Source organism: Paenibacillus sp. KS1 (assembly GCF_001680695.1).
Lineage (GTDB): Bacteria > Bacillota > Bacilli > Paenibacillales > Paenibacillaceae > Paenibacillus_B > Paenibacillus_B suaedae.
Window position 1 is genome coordinate 33,260 of record NZ_MAIS01000015.1, and the last position, 15,556, is coordinate 48,815.

Sequence of the window (15,556 nt, forward strand, 5' to 3'; positions counted from 1 at the left end):
TGTTATCCCCCCTGGATGATTTGCTTTATTACGTTCCCTATGATTCGAGTCCCTCGCTCGATGTCTGGCTCCGATACGCGTGAAAATCCAATTCGGAATGTGTTGGCGCCTCCTCCATCTGTGTAGAATCGGCTTCCAGGTGTAAATAGAACGCCCTGTTCACGGCACTTCATAAGTACATCCTCAACATTAACCGAAGGATCCAGTTCAATAAATAAGTGGAGTCCACCATCGCCCCATAATCTGCGGAGTGGAATATGTTGTTCACAACACTGTACAGCCCATTCGTACTTGCGTTTATATACGGATTTGGCTTTTTTCAAATAAGATTCAAAATGCCCATTGTGTAAGTATTGATAGAGTACCGCTTGATCCAATGTTGAGGTATGGATCGTTCGAGCCCTCTTCATACTAACGAGATATGAAATGAGCTGCTCATCTGCAATAATCCAGCCGATTCTCATCCCTGGAAACAGAATTTTAGAGAAACTCCCAATATAGATAACATGATTAGCCCCGCCAGCGCAGGCAATAAGTGGTGCGACATGCGCACCTGAATAGCGCAGTTCCTCACTAAAGCCGTCTTCGATTACGGGTATGCCGTGCTTGGCAAATAAGCGTATTGCAGTCATCCGCTTGCTAGGAGACATCACGACTCCAGTAGGATTCTGATAGGATGGGATTAAGTATGCCAGATCATAGGAACGTTCCTCTAATGCATTCGTTACCTGTTCCATGTTCATCCCATCGTGCTCCATCGCAATGCCTTCGATCTTGAGGCCATGCATCTTGAACAATTTGATGGCACTATGATGGGTAGGATTCTCACAAATGACACGCCCATGACGCTTATCCATAGCAGATAGGACAATATCGAGTCCTTCCGTGAAGCCGTTCGTAATGAGCATATCCTTGCCCTTCATATCAATGCCCTTAGATTCCATATATCGCTTCAACTCTTCAATTAGCGGCTGATATCCCTGAGCATATCCGTAATTCAGCATAATCTCGCCTTCGACTGCAATACGGTCTACCAATGCCTGCTTAACATATTGAAGTGGAAATAATGATTCATCTGGCGCAATACTCATAAACGAGATCATTCCGCGCTCGCCGCGTACACCGTGTTTCATCACATCCATGCGCTCAGCAGTTTGCGCCTTCTCGCTCATTCTCTTGTTCCAGTCCATATTTGCTACAATTGTATCGGCTCGTTCAGCAGGTGAAGCATAGCTGCCCTGCCCAGGGATTGAATAGATGAGCCCTTCATCAGCAAGTTCTTGATAAGCTGCAATAACGGTGTTGCGGCTTACACCCCATACATTGCCAAGCTCCCTTGTCGAGGGAAGCTTCTGATCAGCTGTAAGCCATCCGCGATTAATGAGCAGTCGCAAATAATCTCTAACTTGCAAATAAGCTGGTCTCCCTGGGATCAGCTTAAAATCTTGGAACATGTGCTCAACTCCCCTTTCTTATCTTGGCACAAACCCTTCCAATTGAGAAGAACCACATTCAGGTTATTTTACAACCGATGCGGTTCTTAGTCGATGTGATAGTGGAATCTAGCACTCTGCTGTAGTAAACTAGTAATGCATCATCCAGATATGATTTGGACGAGCTCTAGGAAGCAACACGATTACTATTAATATTGACTACTACATTGGAGTGATTGCTTGTGACAACGTTACCATTGAATGAACGTGGAATTCCGGCAAGCCGCATCGTGCTTGGCTGCATGGGAATGGGCGGAAGCTGGGATAATGAGCCGTATACAAATGAACATGTGAAGCGTGCGGAAGCTGCTATTGAAGCGGCGCTTGAGATTGGCATCAACATGTTCGACCATGCGAATATTTACTCCCGCGGCAAAGCGGAGCAAGTATTTGGCGACGTGCTGAAAGCGCAACCAGAATTACGCGAGAAGATTATTATCCAATCCAAATGCGGCATTCGTTTCGCTGATGGTGATATTCCGGGAAGATATGATTTCTCCAAGTCTCATATCTTAGAGAGTGTCGACGGCATTCTTAGTCGTCTCGGTACCGAATATTTGGACATTTTGCTGCTGCACCGTCCTGATCCTCTGATGGAACCGGAAGAAGTCGCTGAAGCATTCAATCAATTGAAGGAATCCGGCAAAGTGCGTCATTTCGGCGTATCCAATATGAGTGCAGGTCAGATTCGACTTCTGCAATCATGCTTCAATGAACCGTTCGTTGCGAATCAGTTGGAAATGAGCTTAGCCCGCTATGGCTGGCTGGATGCAGGCGTGCACGTGAATCAAGCAGCAGCTGCCGACGATACCTTCCCAGATGGAACGCTAGAGTACTGCCGCATGAACGGCATTCAAATTCAATCTTGGGGACCGCTGGCGCAAGGCTTGTACTCTGGACGAAATCTTGACAATGAACCCGAATCGGTTCAATCTACCGCTAAGCTTGTTCAGAAGCTAGCTTCTCAATACAACACAACTTGCGAAGCGATTGTACTTGCATGGTTAATGAGACATCCAGCACATATTCAGCCCGTAATTGGTACTGTTAATCCAGAGCGAATCCGCGCTTGCAAGGATGCAACTTCCATTACATTGACACGTGAAGAATGGTATTCTCTCTATGTCAGCACGAGAGGCCGTATGCTGCCTTAATCATCGTTGACGCAGCGATATAGATGACTGAAGAAGCGGCATCCGGATGGATACCGCTTCTCTTCTGTTGAATACGAATTTGATCGTTCAATATCGTAAATTCAAGATGATTCAATGTACATAATGATTCGATGTGCATATTGACAAATAATTATTTATGTGTTATGATTAAATATTTATCTATTGATATTAAATTCCATCCGTGATAAAACATACTATGCTAAGACGTAATGGCAAGCCTTACTCACGATGGAGGGATATACAATGATCGTTGCACCAGGAATCATGATGTTAGAGTTGGAATCTGAAGGCATCGGAGGACCAGTAGCACTTCATCCTACTCTAATATGGGATGAAGAGGATGCAATACTAATCGACACTGGGATGCCAGGGGATTGGATTCGAATCCAGCAGGCGATGCAAGAAGCAGGCGTGCCGCTAGATCGATTGCATGCTGTCCTGCTTACCCATCAAGACCTCGATCATATCGGGAGTCTGCCTGATGTGGTATCATCCAAGAACGGCAATCTCGAAGTGATAGCGCACCACGAAGACGCCCCCTACATAGAAGGCAAATATCCACTCATTAAGACAAGCCATGAAGCTATGGCGAAGCTTCTGCCGCTGCTGCCAGATGAACATCGTCCTAAGGTTCTGGCCATGTGCGATATGCATCCATCAGCGAACGTAACCCGATTAATTACGGATAATGAAGTTCTTCCTTACTGCGGCGGAATCCACATTATCCACACGCCTGGCCATACAGCAGGGCATGTCAGCGTCTATTTGGAACGCAGCCGTATCTTGATAGCCGGCGACGCGATGATAAGCGTCGATGGAATGCTGCAGGGCCCCGTCCCGCATGCAACACTGGACATGGACAGTGCAATTCACTCTCTCGACAAGCTGACCAAATATCCGATTGACACAGTTATCTGTTATCATGGCGGTCTGTCCGAACAGAACATACACCATCAGATCCTGCAACTATCACATTCGTCGATAACGAAGCCGTAATAAAGAGGGCAGCTAACCAACATCCTATTGTGGTTAGCTGCCCTCTTCTTTCCTTTTGAAATCAACACACCATACACTTTTCAAATCTGATAATGAAATAGCCACCTCACTGGTTCCTACTCTTACATTTCCTGCTCGCTCATAGAAATATTGATTATTACGTATTGACCTTCACATCATGTCATCCTTTACACTATGTTTGTGGCCGCATTATGAAGGAGTTGGTACCAACAATGCATATTCTTGAATTATCTAAGCTTACAGGAGTCAGTCTTCGTTCCCTGCGTTATTACGAGCAGAAGCATCTGCTGTCCCCCGCTCGTTCAGAGAATGGGTATCGCATATACGAAGACATCGATGTCCAGCGCGTTCAGCTGATCCAGTTATTCTTGAAGCTTGGAGTTAGCACTGATGAGATAGCGCGCCTGATTCAGAACTGTGAAGGGTTGCCAGGGCGTAACAGCAATAACAGCAATAACAGCAATAATAGCAATCATCAAGCTGAATGCGCTGCAGCATTTTATGAAGAACGACTTCAGGAGATAAGAGAACAGATTCAATTATTACGAGAAGCAGAGCTGCGACTAGAAAAACTAGTTACTCATTGGAAGCAACATATAACAGACAATTAATATTGTAATTTGAGAAGAAACGAGGGATTTCCTATGCTGTTTTTGGATCATGTTACACTGGCAGTACCTAATTTGTCTCAAGCAGTCCATCTTATTCAAGAGACTACTGGCATTATATTTACGAAGCAAGTCATTCCGTTCCCAGGAACAATTGGGCAGGTTGCCTATTTAAGAGAGGGATTTATTGAACTCATCGCCTTAGAGGATTTAGAAGAAGCACAGAAGACGCCATTAGGCTCAGCATTCGCTGCATTTGCCTCTCAGCGTGCAGGGATTTTCGGAGTCGCATTAGAAGTAACAGGAGGGTTGCCTTCATTTATTGAACCTGCAAGAAGTCTAGGAATACCTTACATAGGACCTAACCATCAACTCGCTCCATTAGAAGACGGAACCAGCATCTCTTTTCAGACGGCCTACATTGGACCACACATGCCGTGGTTAATCGAGTACGAGCAATCGCGTGTCTGGCCTAGTTCATATACATTGATAGGAGTCGAAATTCAAACAACGAATATTGAAGAGCATCTAACTGTGTATTCCAGTGCCTATCAGCTGCAAGCATCCATTGCAACAGATTCCGGCAGCCTGGATCGGATATTCTTGCTTGATCGTGGTTGGTTATCACTTCGTCATACCGATACAAATGAAACATCAGGATTTAACGCCGTTGTTTTGAAGAAGGATAGCGATACATTCCGTATTCTGTGTACATCTCAGGGTGTACAAGTAACTTCGTAAGGATGCTGGCTTCATAAGTCTCCTTGTTCGCCATCATAAATTCATTACTCGTTTTTTTTGATTGATTTTATTCGAATTTAATTTGATCTAACTTTCACATAGATTGAATTTGGTGTATGATGGGTAATAGTGGAATTCGAGGAGGTATGATATGATCTTACGACGTCTTGCAATTGGGCTCGTTTTCATTGTACTTTCAGTATTGTATGTGTACATTTGGCAAAATGGAGATCTCCACTCCTTATTCAACATCAATTGCTATTTAGGTTTAGGGTTGTGGGTAGTCGGTTCCCTTTTCTCGGGTCTATTCAAGGATGATACGAAGCTTAAATTTAATATGGGCCATATTCCAGAAGAAGACCAACGAAGAAATATTAAATTTAGCGGTACGATGTTTTTAATTGGGCTGCCGTGTATTGTAACATCCATCATTATCTTTACTTTTGTCCTATAAGCGAGCGGCTTAATCATCATATAAGAAAGAGAGGATGTTAGCCCCATCTACTTGGTGGGCACATCCTCTCTTTGTATTATTGATACATAACTGTGAATTGAACGATTGAATAGCGGTATAACTACACATACACCTGGTGCAAATATTGCTCGAGCCTCTCCTTCACCTGTGGCCATTCCTCATCAACTATGCTGTACACATTCGAGTCGCGAATATACCCGTCCTCCATCACCCGATGTCGGCGCAATTTCCCTTCGTATACGGCTCCTAACCGCTGAATGGCGCGATTCGAGCGCTCATTGCGCACATCTGCCGTCAGCTGAACACGAATCGTATGCAGCTGTTCAAAGCAATATTGCAGCAGCAAATACTTGCACTCTGTATTGATGCGAGTACGCCATACAGAAGGATGATACCATGTGCCGCCAATCTCGGCATATCGATGCAAGGCAGACATATTCATTATTCTCGTTGCGCCAATAATTCGCTCTGTAAGCTGATCAATGACAACGAATGGATACTCAGTCCCCTTCTCGCGGTTCAGAACAGCATCATGAATCACTCGTTCTGCATCCGTAAGACTGCGGATGGTGCGCGGCAAGTAGTGCCAAATATCAGGATGAGATGCTGCTTCATATAAATCTTCCTTATGTTCAGGAAGCATCGGGATCAGCTTAGCACTGCTCCCCGTCAGCTCGAACAATTGATTGTTCATTCGTATCCATTCCCCCGATGGTCTGATAGGTATAGAGTGCAGTCTGTAACTTGTCTATGTATTGCTGCTCATGACTTGAACACATAAATTGAATTGAAGGGCGAACTGACGTATCCGATGACTGCTTAAGCTGGTTTTCCTGCATTACTTGTGCTAGACGCTGCACGGTGCCATGGCTGCCGTCTATAAGCTGGATATGAGCAGGGATGATGTCTCTCAATATGTGCTTGTAATAGGGATAATGTGTACATCCTAACACAATTGTTCCATACTGATTCAAATCCAATCCAGCAAGCTTATGCACGAAGTAGTCTCCTATCACTCCCTTATCAAAGTTTAACTGCTCGCAATATTCTACCAATTCCGGCAAGGGAATCGAATCCACAATATGTTCCTCGTCAATTCGACTGATTAATGTATGGTATTTGTTCTGACTTAAGGTTAAAGCTGTCGCGAATACAAGCACACGCTTGCCATTGTCGCGGTTCATTTCCACGGCAGGCTTGACTGCTGGCTCCATCCCGATGATCGGAATGTCGTACTTCCGTCTTAGTTCAGACGCTGCGATGCTTGTCGCTGTATTGCACGCAATAACAAGCGCCTTAACATTGTGCTGCATGATGTCTTCCACAGCTGAATCTACATGGCGCATTACTTCGGATTGAGATTTCGTCCCATAAGGGACATGCAGCGTATCTGCATAAAATAAATATTGTTCATGCGGCATATGCTTCATAGCCTCAGCCAACACGGTTATTCCACCGATTCCAGAATCAAAAAAAGCGATTGTCATTCCATTCACCTAGCATTCTTATTAGCATTGCAACATCTAGTTGTCGATGCTTATATTGTACTCCTTTTCGGCGGTGAATCCTATCGAAATTTGTCAGAAAGCAAATGAAAAAACCTGCTGCACCAGCATGATACCGGTACAGCAGGTTCTTAGATTCTCAACCTATTGTTCCTTCAACTATTCATCTATCAGCTTCGTGTACTGCTCTGCATTCAGCAAGTGCTTCACAGCTTCCTCAACGCTGCCTTCTACTTCAACTTCTGCAATCCATCCATCTTCGTAGGGGCTGCTGTTCACAAGCTCTGGCGACGCTTCCAATCCATCATTGACCTTCGTAATTGTTCCGGATACCGGACAGTACAACTCAGATACGGTCTTCACCGATTCAATTGATCCCATGCTGTCCCCTGCGGACAAGCTGGTTCCTACTGGCGGAAATTCGATGAATACGATGTCTCCCAGCTGGGATTGTGCATGATCTGTAATGCCAACCCGTACCGTATTGCCTTCTATGGCAACTACCCATTCATGCTCTTCACTATACAACAATCCATTCTTCACTTCACTCATGTCAACGCCCCATTTCATTCATAATGTCATTCATCAGGCCGTCTATCCAATCGAGATCGTAAAAATGGACAGGAAGCGGCCTTGTCGCCTTGTTCTCTGTCCTCGGTACCTGAGAGTTCCCGTTCCTCCACAGCCACAACTGCGGTTGAACTTACCCCTTTGGCGGCATAGAAAATGCACTCTCCAGAGCTGCGTCAGAATGGCGGTTATGGAACCTGAGAGATTCATTGCCAATCGGCGGCTGGCAACTTGCTCCTTCGGTGTTGACAATCGCAATTGTCAAACTCTCCCGACCTTCCTCGTTCGCGAATTACGATTAAACTGGGTAATTATAACACCATTAGATTATTGCAAGATATGCATGATTGTCAATATGACAAGCTATGAAATCAGTTGTGAAGAAAATATCAATTGACAAAGTGTGGAAAGCTCAACTAATGTAGAGATGACAGCTGAAAATGGCGAATGATGGTAAAGGGAGAGACTGCTGAGACATAGCAGCGCCGAAGGAGTAAGCCTGAATGGGTGAATCTCTCAGGCAAAAGGACTTTTACCGGACGCACCTCTGGAGAGCACTGCTATTCATGAAAACGAATACAGTCACCCAAGGGGAAAGTCGATGGTAGACACGGAAACAAACAATTTGTTTGCGACAATCGGCGACACTCTCAGGTACAAAGGACAGAGCGAGAGAATGAGAGGATGCGATGCATCCACTTTTCTTTCGGCTGTCCTTTTTATGTTCGTATACCGATAATTAGTCCAAATACGCGTATCGAGGTGAATTCATGAGTCAATTGAAGAGAACGCCAATATTTGATCAATACTCTGCTTATCCGGGTGCACGCTGCATTGACTTCGGCGGCTGGGAGCTCCCTGTTCAATTTATCGGCATTCAGCGAGAGCATGAAGCAGTTCGTACACATGCAGGTCTATTCGATGTCTCCCATATGGGTGAATTTATCGTAAGCGGCCCTGCCTCCCTGACATTTCTTCAACAGATGACAACAAATGATGTATCGCGGCTCGAGGATGGCAAAGCACAATATACGCTGATGTGCTACCCTGATGGAGGAGTTGTCGATGATATTCTCATTTATCAGATGAAGAGCGACCGTTACATGCTCGTTGTTAATGCCTCCAACATCGATAAAGACTACGCATGGCTGCAGAAACACCTGATTCATGGCGTTACCTTGACCAATGTATCGAATCGCACAGCATTGCTTGCCCTTCAAGGGCCGAATGCCCAAGCTATTCTTGCTGCGGTAACTGAAGCACCTATTGATTCGCTCGCACCATTCCATTTCCTATCAGATGCACAAGTCTGCGGCGTATCAACATTGCTGTCTCGCTCAGGCTATACCGGTGAAGATGGCTTCGAACTCTACTTGTCCGTAGAGGATGCAGCACACGTATGGAATGAACTGATTCGCGCGGGCGAACCGTTCGGCTTGCTCCCAGCAGGGCTTGGTGCTAGAGACACCTTGCGCTTCGAGGCACGTCTCCCCCTCTATGGACAAGAAATTACAGCCGATATCTCGCCGCTTGAGGCAGGACTAGCACGATTCGTCAAGCTGGATAAGGGCGACTTCATCGGCCGTGTAGCATTAACGAAGCAGAAGACCGATGGACCGGCACGAAAGCTGGTTGGCATTGAGATGATCGACAAAGGCATTCCTCGCTCCCATTATCCAGTGCTTGCAGATGGGCGCGTGATCGGAGAAGTTACAACAGGAACACAGTCGCCGACATTAAAGCGCAATCTAGGGCTGGCCTTGATTGAATCCGCATTCTCTGAATTGGATACAGAAATTCTTGTCGAAATTCGCGGCAAGCAGTTGAAAGCCCGCGTCGTCTCGACTCCATTTTATAAACGAATCCCGACCCCTGCCAAAGGAGCGAATCCATCATGAAGCATCGTTACATTCCAGTGACGGAACAAGATCAGGCTGACATGCTGCAGCAGATCGGCATCTCTTCCATTGACGAGCTATTCCGCGATATCCCAGCCTCCATTCGTTACAATGGAGTACTGCCAATGTCTGAACCATTAGATGAAGCAGCCATGATGAAGCATATGAAGGAATTGGCCTCCCGCAATGCTAACAGTGAGAGCCATACCAGCTTCCTTGGTGCTGGAATATACGATCATCATATCCCTGTAGTCATTCAGCATCTAGTCTCTAGATCAGAGTTCTATACAGCCTATACACCCTATCAACCTGAAATCAGTCAGGGTGAATTGCAAGCAATCTTTGAATTTCAATCCTATATATGCGAGTTGACTGGTATGGCTGTTGCCAATGCCAGCATGTATGATGGCGCTACTGCACTTGCAGAAGCTGGAGCACTGGCGGTTGGCGCAACGAAGCGCAAGCAGCTTGTCATCTCGAGCACTGTCCATCCAGAAGCGAGACAGATTGTTCGCACAATGGCTCGAGGACTTAATGTTGAAGTAGTCGAGATTGGATATCAAGACGGCGTGACTGACCTTGCTCAGCTGGAGCGTGCTGTCACGGACGAGACTGCTGCCGTACTGATTCAGTCCCCGAACTTCTTCGGATGCATTGAAGATGTGCGCGCCATTGAACCGATTGCACATGCAAATAAAGGCCTGCTCATCATGAGTACGAATCCACTGAGTCTTGCTATGTTGGAGAGCCCTGGCAAACTAGGTGTCGACGTATGTGTTGGAGATGCCCAGCCGCTTGGCATTGCAGCATCTTACGGCGGTCCTACATGCGGTTTCTTTGCCGTTGCAGAGCCCTATATGCGCCGCATCCCAGGCAGAATTGTCGGCTTGACCAAGGATCTGGATGGCAAGCGTGGATTTGTTCTTACACTCCAAGCGAGAGAACAGCATATTCGTCGCGAGAAGGCGACATCCAACATCTGCTCGAACCAAGCACTTCTTGCTCTTGCTGCTTCCGTCTATATGTCCGTCATGGGCAAGATGGGAATGCAAGAGGTATCGAAGCTCAATATACAGAAGTCTCATTATGCAGCTGCTTACATCAACAACAAGCCCAATCTTGGATTAGCGTTCCAAGCGCCTTATTTCAATGAATTCGTACTTCGTCTCCCGCAAGATACTGACATGGATCGATTGCAGTCTCTGCTCCTGGACAACGGATTCATTGGCGGCTTGGATCTTGGCCGCTTCTATCCTGAACTGGAAGGACATATGCTCATTGCGGTCACGGAGAAAAAATCCAAATCAGACATCGAACAATTTATTGACCTGCTGGAGGTGAGCTGCGTATGAAACCGGAACAAGCACTAATATTTGAATTGAGTCATCCTGGGCGTATTGCCTATTCCTTACCTGAATGTGATGTTCCAGAAATCGAGATTCAAGAGCTTATCCCAACTTCGATGCTGCGCAGTCAAGAGGCCGAGCTGCCTGAAGTGTATGAGGTTGATGTGATTCGACATTATACCGCCTTATCACGCCGCAACTTCGGCGTAGATAATGGTTTCTACCCACTCGGCTCTTGTACGATGAAATATAATCCGAAAATTAACGAGGATGCAGCAAGGCTGACAGGTCTCGCAGCAATCCATCCTTATCAACCTACAAGCACGGTGCAAGGGGCTCTAGAGCTGCTGTACACGCTGCAAGAGGATCTCGCTACCTTAACTGGTATGGATAAGGTCACGCTTCAGCCTGCGGCAGGCGCGCATGGAGAATGGACGGGGTTGATGATGATCCGTGCTTACCATGAGAGCCGCGGCGAGCAGCGGACGAAAGTAATCGTTCCTGATTCCTCTCATGGTACGAACCCCGCTAGTGCAACTGTAGCTGGCTTAGATACGATTACAATACCGTCTAACGAACAAGGATTCGTTGATCTGGAAGCACTCAGAGCCGCTGTTGGATCTGATACGGCAGCATTGATGCTCACGAACCCGAGCACGCTCGGATTGTTCGAAGAGCATATTGTCGAGATCGCGAGCATTGTTCATGAAGCTGGCGGATTGCTCTATTATGATGGCGCTAACTCCAATGCCATTATGGGTATTACGCGTCCTGGGGATATGGGCTTTGATGTTGTCCATTTGAATTTGCACAAGACGATGAGCACGCCTCATGGCGGCGGTGGCCCTGGTGCTGGCCCTGTTGGCGTGAAGAGCAAGCTGATTCCATTCCTCCCTTCCCCTACGGTGATGAAGCTTGAGGATGGTTCATATGAATTCGATCAAGGCTCTCCGCTGTCCATTGGACGAGTCAAGGCCTATAACGGTAACTTCGGTATCCTCTTGCGCGCCTATGTATATATTCGCACTTACGGTCCAGAAGGGCTGCGCCGTGTATCTGAATGCGCGGTACTGAATGCCAACTACATGATGCACCGTCTGGCGCCTTATTACGATATTCCATATCCAGGCGTGTGCAAGCATGAGTTTGTGATGTCAGGCAAAGGGTTGAAGCAGTACGGTGTGCGGACGCTGGATGTTGCCAAACGCCTTCTTGACTTCGGCTTCCATCCGCCAACCATCTACTTCCCGCTCAATGTCGAGGAATGTATGATGATCGAGCCTACGGAAACAGAGAGCAAGCAGACGCTGGATCGCTTCATCGATGTAATGATCCAGATCGCACAGGAAGCGAAGGAACAACCTGAACTGCTGCTGAATGCACCGCATTATACGGATGTGAAGCGATTGGATGAAACCCAAGCCGCACGGAAGCCTGTATTGAACTGTGCTTGTAATTAATTAGTAATAAGCAGCAACATGCAAAATGCCCCGAGCGCCTACCGACAATTCGGTTACGGCACTCGGGGCATTTCATTATTGGACGAAATGTAACTTACCTTCAGTCCTTCAGTATTACAACTTTAGATTGCTTTAATTATTTCTTCGCTCGGCTAACATAGAATTTAATCTTGTCACCCTTCTTCGCAGCTCCACCAGCAGGAACCTCTTGCTTAAATACTTTCCCTGCTTCCTGTTCATCCGAGTTCTCGAGAACATACTCATATTTTAAGCCGCTTGCAAGAACCTGCTTCTCCGCTTCTTCCTTCGACAAGCCCACTAAGTTAGGAACAGCAATCTCAACAGAATTCGGCGGTTCCGTCGTTGTATTCGTGTTCGGATCCGGCTGCTGGCCATCAGGCTGCTGACCGTCTGGTGGCGTTGTCGTGTCTGGCGTTGTCCCTGTCTGACCATCATGAGCACCGTTATTCGTCGTACCAGAATCCGTTGTATGATCGTCAGGTTTCTTTTCTGGCGTTGTAGGCGGGGTTACACTCGTATTGTTCGAGTTGGAATCCCGATTACGGTCACGGTCACGCTCTGTCGACTTCCGATCCGCATCATCCGATTTCTTCTCCGTCTTGCGTTCTTGAGAGGAATTGTCATTGGATGAATTATTATTGCTATCCGTCGCTGGCGGCTCTGTTACGTTTGTAGAAGAGCCGGAGTCCTGTTGGCTTGCATCTGAATCCGTTCCCGGCTCTGTTGCTGGATTCTCTGTTGCAACCTGATCGTTAGACTCTGGAGCATCAGTAGATATTGCTGCATCATTTGCCTTCGACAAGGAGTTTGCCAACATGACTGCTCCGCCCAATACGCAAATAAATACGGCAGCACATGCAAGAATGAGTATCATTTTCTTGCGACCCACATTCTCCGCGTTATCCGCTTCATAAGGTGCGGCTTCTTCTTCCTCCGCCTCTTCCTCAGCAGTGATGAGCAGCTCTGGATCCACTTTCGGAACGGGCGGCGTATAAATGCCCCCAATTGTCTTCACAGGGATGTTCGGCGAATCCATAATCTCGCGGAGTGTCAGCATGAAGGAAAACTGCGAGATTTCTCCTAAATAGACACTCTGTACGAGAGACAACAGCGCTTCCTTCTGACCTGGAGACAGTTCCTTCAATGCACCGGCCAAGCGCGACTCATACATTTCATAGTATTGAGGCACATTCAAATGCAGTGTGCTCAGCTGATACAGCAAGTAGCACAGTCCCAATGTACCGCAGCGCTCGGTCGGTGCCTCTGACCAATAGTTCATCACAAGAACTTGATGATCCTCCGTAATCCACAAGTTGTCGACAGATACGGAGAAGTTCGTAATATTCGATTCCAGCGCATCTTGAATCGCCTTACCAACTTCATATAACAAGGACAGCGTCTTGTTGGCACTCAGCGCGTGATGCTGTATGTACTTCGCCAGCGGCATTCCGTTATAGGAGGTGAACACCACGAAGAAATCACTGCCGGACGTCCCTGCATTCAGCATATGGAAGAATCGATTATTTGAAAAATGCGAGATTTGACCAAACGCTTTCTTGCATTGCTCAGCCTTATCCAGTCCCTTATTCTCTACCAAATATATAAATACATCTCTCTTAAGTGACAAATCTATGGCTTCATATAAAACTCCATCTGCCAAATGCAAAATTACCTTGCATAATTGATAACGTTCCCCAATGTAAGCACTCATATGTCTTGCTCCTCCGCGATTCATGCTTGGAAGCCCAACGCTGAACGTCGAGCTCTCCTAAGACATTATGAAGCAAATTATGATTTTTTGCAAAACTTGCATTAACGAAACATTGTGCAGCTATTTGCCAATTCCTTAAACTATCGCCTACATAGCTTAATCTGGCTCATTTTCGCAAATTTTTCAGATTATTTTCTTCCATCATTTTCATTAACGATTCATCAACATTTCGTCATCAATTTATCGTGATTTATTCGTTGTCTAGTCGTTGCTGAATCATTGATTTGACATCGTTTCATCATCGTTCGTCATTGTTCGTCATTGTTTAATCATCATTGTATCACCATCGGTCGCTCTCAATTTTACATTTGCAACGTCTTCACTACATCTCTCCATTGCTTGATCAACTGCTCCATCTTGTCATGTGCCCCTTGAACTTCCCCCATTCGTGCTGCTTGCCCTGCCCATAATGACATATATTGAGGATTATTGGTTCGAGCAGCCGACTGTCTAACGCCTCTCGTAAGTTCATTCATAATTGGATAAGCAGGTATGGAATCGTGATAAGTCTCTAGCCTGCGAATGAGATCATTCCGTATTCCTCTTGCAGGCTTGCCTGAGATTGTCCTCGTAATGACCGTACTGCATTCGTCAGATGCGCGAATGGCCGCTTGATAAGCGGGATGTGCCCCACTCTCCTTGCACAGCAGGAAAGCACTCCCTAACTGTGCTGCTTGTGCTCCAAGGGCCATGACCGCCGCTATCCCGCGTCCATCCATTATACCGCCGGCAGCAATGACGGGAACCGATACCTGATCAGCAATAAGAGGAACTAACGCCAATGTGCCGATTAGAGCTGAATAGGGGTCTCCTGCAAATGTTCCGCGATGCCCGCCTGCCTCACTGCCTTGAGCCACGATCATATCGATACCTGCAGCTTCAAGCTGTTTCGCCTCGGCAACATGTGTTGCTGTTCCTATTAAGAGGATGCCAGCTTCTCTCAATTGACGAATATAGTTCTCATCGAGAATTCCGAATGTAAAGCTGAGAATCGGAACGTTCTCTTCAAGAATGACTTGAATCTGGTTATGAAAAGTTAGCCGATAAGCTGACTCATCAAAGCAGTATGTCACTTTGCTTCTATCTTTGCTTCTACCCTCGCTGATTTCTTGACCTTGCTGATTCAGATGTCTATCGATATTCTGCAAATCTTCCATCACTGCATCCGATATATGCTGATCAATCCCGGCTGGTTCTGGTATGAATAGATTTACTGCAAAGGGCTTGCTCGTAAGCTGTTTGATTGCCCGAATTGCTTTTCGCATCTGTTCAGGCTGCATGTATCCCGCTCCCAGCGTCCCGAGCCCTCCAGCGCTCGATACAGCCGCTACAAGTTCAGGTGTGGTTGCTCCCCCTGCCATCCCTGCTTGAATAATTGGGTATTGGATGCCTAATCGATGGATTATCGTATTAGTCTTATTCAATCTATCACTCACGATTCAATCTTCCCTTCTGCACCAAGGATTTGAACATCGA

14 protein-coding genes and 3 riboswitches are annotated in these 15,556 nt (G+C 46.5%); of the genes, 8 read left to right on the forward strand and 6 right to left on the reverse strand.

What is annotated here, in order from left to right:
* Positions 1-2 precede the first annotated feature (2 nt).
* A complete protein-coding gene (pdxR, locus tag BBG47_RS07380; RefSeq protein WP_065291189.1) occupies positions 3-1,454 on the reverse strand; it encodes a MocR-like pyridoxine biosynthesis transcription factor PdxR in 1,452 nt (483 codons plus the stop codon).
* Positions 1,455-1,675: 221 nt separating this feature from the next.
* Here pdxR and BBG47_RS07385 point away from each other — a divergent pair, with 221 nt between their 5' ends.
* The 5 genes from BBG47_RS07385 (at position 1,676) to BBG47_RS07405 (ending at position 5,488) form a co-directional block, all read left to right on the forward strand.
* Positions 1,676-2,647 carry an aldo/keto reductase gene (locus BBG47_RS07385; protein ID WP_065291190.1) on the forward strand — a complete coding sequence of 324 codons (972 nt, stop codon included), beginning with the start codon at positions 1,676-1,678 and terminating at the stop codon, positions 2,645-2,647.
* Positions 2,648-2,911: 264 nt separating this feature from the next.
* Positions 2,912-3,664, forward strand: coding sequence for an MBL fold metallo-hydrolase (locus BBG47_RS07390; protein WP_065291191.1), 753 nt, complete (start codon positions 2,912-2,914; stop codon positions 3,662-3,664).
* A gap of 233 nt (positions 3,665-3,897) precedes the next feature.
* Complete coding sequence (locus tag BBG47_RS07395; protein ID WP_065291192.1) at positions 3,898-4,296, forward strand: MerR family transcriptional regulator; 399 nt, start codon at positions 3,898-3,900, stop codon at positions 4,294-4,296.
* Positions 4,297-4,329: 33 nt separating this feature from the next.
* Positions 4,330-5,034 (forward strand): VOC family protein, encoded by a 705-nt coding sequence (locus BBG47_RS07400; protein ID WP_065291193.1) that lies wholly within the window; start codon positions 4,330-4,332, stop codon positions 5,032-5,034.
* 151 nt (positions 5,035-5,185) lie between these two features.
* Positions 5,186-5,488 (forward strand): DUF5316 family protein, encoded by a 303-nt coding sequence (locus BBG47_RS07405; RefSeq protein ID WP_065291194.1) that lies wholly within the window; start codon positions 5,186-5,188, stop codon positions 5,486-5,488.
* Between the two features lie 121 nt (positions 5,489-5,609).
* Here the strand turns inward: BBG47_RS07405 and BBG47_RS07410 are convergent, their stop codons facing one another.
* The 3 genes from BBG47_RS07410 to gcvH form a co-directional block, all read right to left on the reverse strand.
* On the reverse strand, positions 5,610-6,203 hold the full coding sequence (locus BBG47_RS07410; protein ID WP_065291195.1) for a GNAT family N-acetyltransferase: 594 nt from the start codon (positions 6,201-6,203) through the stop codon (positions 5,610-5,612).
* Positions 6,163-6,996, reverse strand: a complete 834-nt coding sequence (gene murI / locus BBG47_RS07415) for a glutamate racemase (protein WP_065291196.1) — start codon at positions 6,994-6,996, stop codon at positions 6,163-6,165. The genes BBG47_RS07410 and murI overlap by 41 nt, the downstream gene beginning before the upstream one ends.
* Positions 6,997-7,173: 177 nt before the next feature.
* A complete protein-coding gene (gene gcvH / locus BBG47_RS07420; RefSeq protein ID WP_021255041.1) occupies positions 7,174-7,566 on the reverse strand; it encodes a glycine cleavage system protein GcvH in 393 nt (130 codons plus the stop codon).
* A gap of 193 nt (positions 7,567-7,759) precedes the next feature.
* A riboswitch (glycine riboswitch) is annotated at positions 7,760-7,868 on the reverse strand.
* A gap of 163 nt (positions 7,869-8,031) precedes the next feature.
* Positions 8,032-8,126: riboswitch (glycine riboswitch) on the forward strand.
* A gap of 3 nt (positions 8,127-8,129) precedes the next feature.
* Positions 8,130-8,253: riboswitch (glycine riboswitch) on the forward strand.
* Between the two features lie 101 nt (positions 8,254-8,354).
* Between gcvH and gcvT the strand changes: the two genes are divergently transcribed.
* From gcvT to gcvPB, 3 genes are read left to right on the forward strand one after another with little or no spacing between them, the layout of a single operon-like run.
* Positions 8,355-9,482: a glycine cleavage system aminomethyltransferase GcvT gene (gene gcvT, locus BBG47_RS07425; RefSeq protein WP_065291197.1), complete on the forward strand. Its 1,128-nt coding sequence runs from the start codon at positions 8,355-8,357 to the stop codon at positions 9,480-9,482.
* Complete coding sequence (gene gcvPA / locus BBG47_RS07430) at positions 9,479-10,834, forward strand: aminomethyl-transferring glycine dehydrogenase subunit GcvPA (RefSeq protein ID WP_065291198.1); 1,356 nt, start codon at positions 9,479-9,481, stop codon at positions 10,832-10,834. The genes gcvT and gcvPA overlap by 4 nt, the downstream gene beginning before the upstream one ends.
* Positions 10,831-12,288, forward strand: a complete 1,458-nt coding sequence (gene gcvPB / locus BBG47_RS07435; RefSeq protein ID WP_065291199.1) for an aminomethyl-transferring glycine dehydrogenase subunit GcvPB — start codon at positions 10,831-10,833, stop codon at positions 12,286-12,288. Before gcvPA ends, gcvPB begins: the two co-directional genes overlap by 4 nt.
* 136 nt (positions 12,289-12,424) lie before the next feature.
* Here gcvPB and BBG47_RS07440 read toward each other — a convergent pair whose 3' ends face one another.
* Positions 12,425-14,020 carry a PASTA domain-containing protein gene (locus BBG47_RS07440; protein ID WP_065291200.1) on the reverse strand — a complete coding sequence of 532 codons (1,596 nt, stop codon included), beginning with the start codon at positions 14,018-14,020 and terminating at the stop codon, positions 12,425-12,427.
* A 362-nt stretch (positions 14,021-14,382) separates the two neighbouring features.
* Positions 14,383-15,516 (reverse strand): NAD(P)H-dependent flavin oxidoreductase, encoded by a 1,134-nt coding sequence (locus tag BBG47_RS07445; protein ID WP_251484461.1) that lies wholly within the window; start codon positions 15,514-15,516, stop codon positions 14,383-14,385.
* Positions 15,517-15,556 lie beyond the last annotated feature (40 nt).

Bases quoted from the DNA above. Each gene is read 5' to 3' on its own strand.
- pdxR (WP_065291189.1), bottom strand. From the start codon at position 1,454: ATGTTCCAAGATTTTAAGCTGATCCCAGGGAGACCAGCTTATTTGCAA.
- BBG47_RS07390 (WP_065291191.1), top strand. From the start codon at position 2,912: ATGATCGTTGCACCAGGAATCATGATGTTAGAGTTGGAATCTGAAGGC.
- BBG47_RS07395 (WP_065291192.1), top strand. From the start codon at position 3,898: ATGCATATTCTTGAATTATCTAAGCTTACAGGAGTCAGTCTTCGTTCC.
- BBG47_RS07400 (WP_065291193.1), top strand. From the start codon at position 4,330: ATGCTGTTTTTGGATCATGTTACACTGGCAGTACCTAATTTGTCTCAA.
- BBG47_RS07405 (WP_065291194.1), top strand. From the start codon at position 5,186: ATGATCTTACGACGTCTTGCAATTGGGCTCGTTTTCATTGTACTTTCA.
- BBG47_RS07410 (WP_065291195.1), bottom strand. From the start codon at position 6,203: ATGAACAATCAATTGTTCGAGCTGACGGGGAGCAGTGCTAAGCTGATC.
- murI (WP_065291196.1), bottom strand. From the start codon at position 6,996: ATGACAATCGCTTTTTTTGATTCTGGAATCGGTGGAATAACCGTGTTG.
- gcvH (WP_021255041.1), bottom strand. From the start codon at position 7,566: ATGAGTGAAGTGAAGAATGGATTGTTGTATAGTGAAGAGCATGAATGG.
- gcvT (WP_065291197.1), top strand. From the start codon at position 8,355: ATGAGTCAATTGAAGAGAACGCCAATATTTGATCAATACTCTGCTTAT.
- gcvPA (WP_065291198.1), top strand. From the start codon at position 9,479: ATGAAGCATCGTTACATTCCAGTGACGGAACAAGATCAGGCTGACATG.
- gcvPB (WP_065291199.1), top strand. From the start codon at position 10,831: ATGAAACCGGAACAAGCACTAATATTTGAATTGAGTCATCCTGGGCGT.
- BBG47_RS07440 (WP_065291200.1), bottom strand. From the start codon at position 14,020: ATGAGTGCTTACATTGGGGAACGTTATCAATTATGCAAGGTAATTTTG.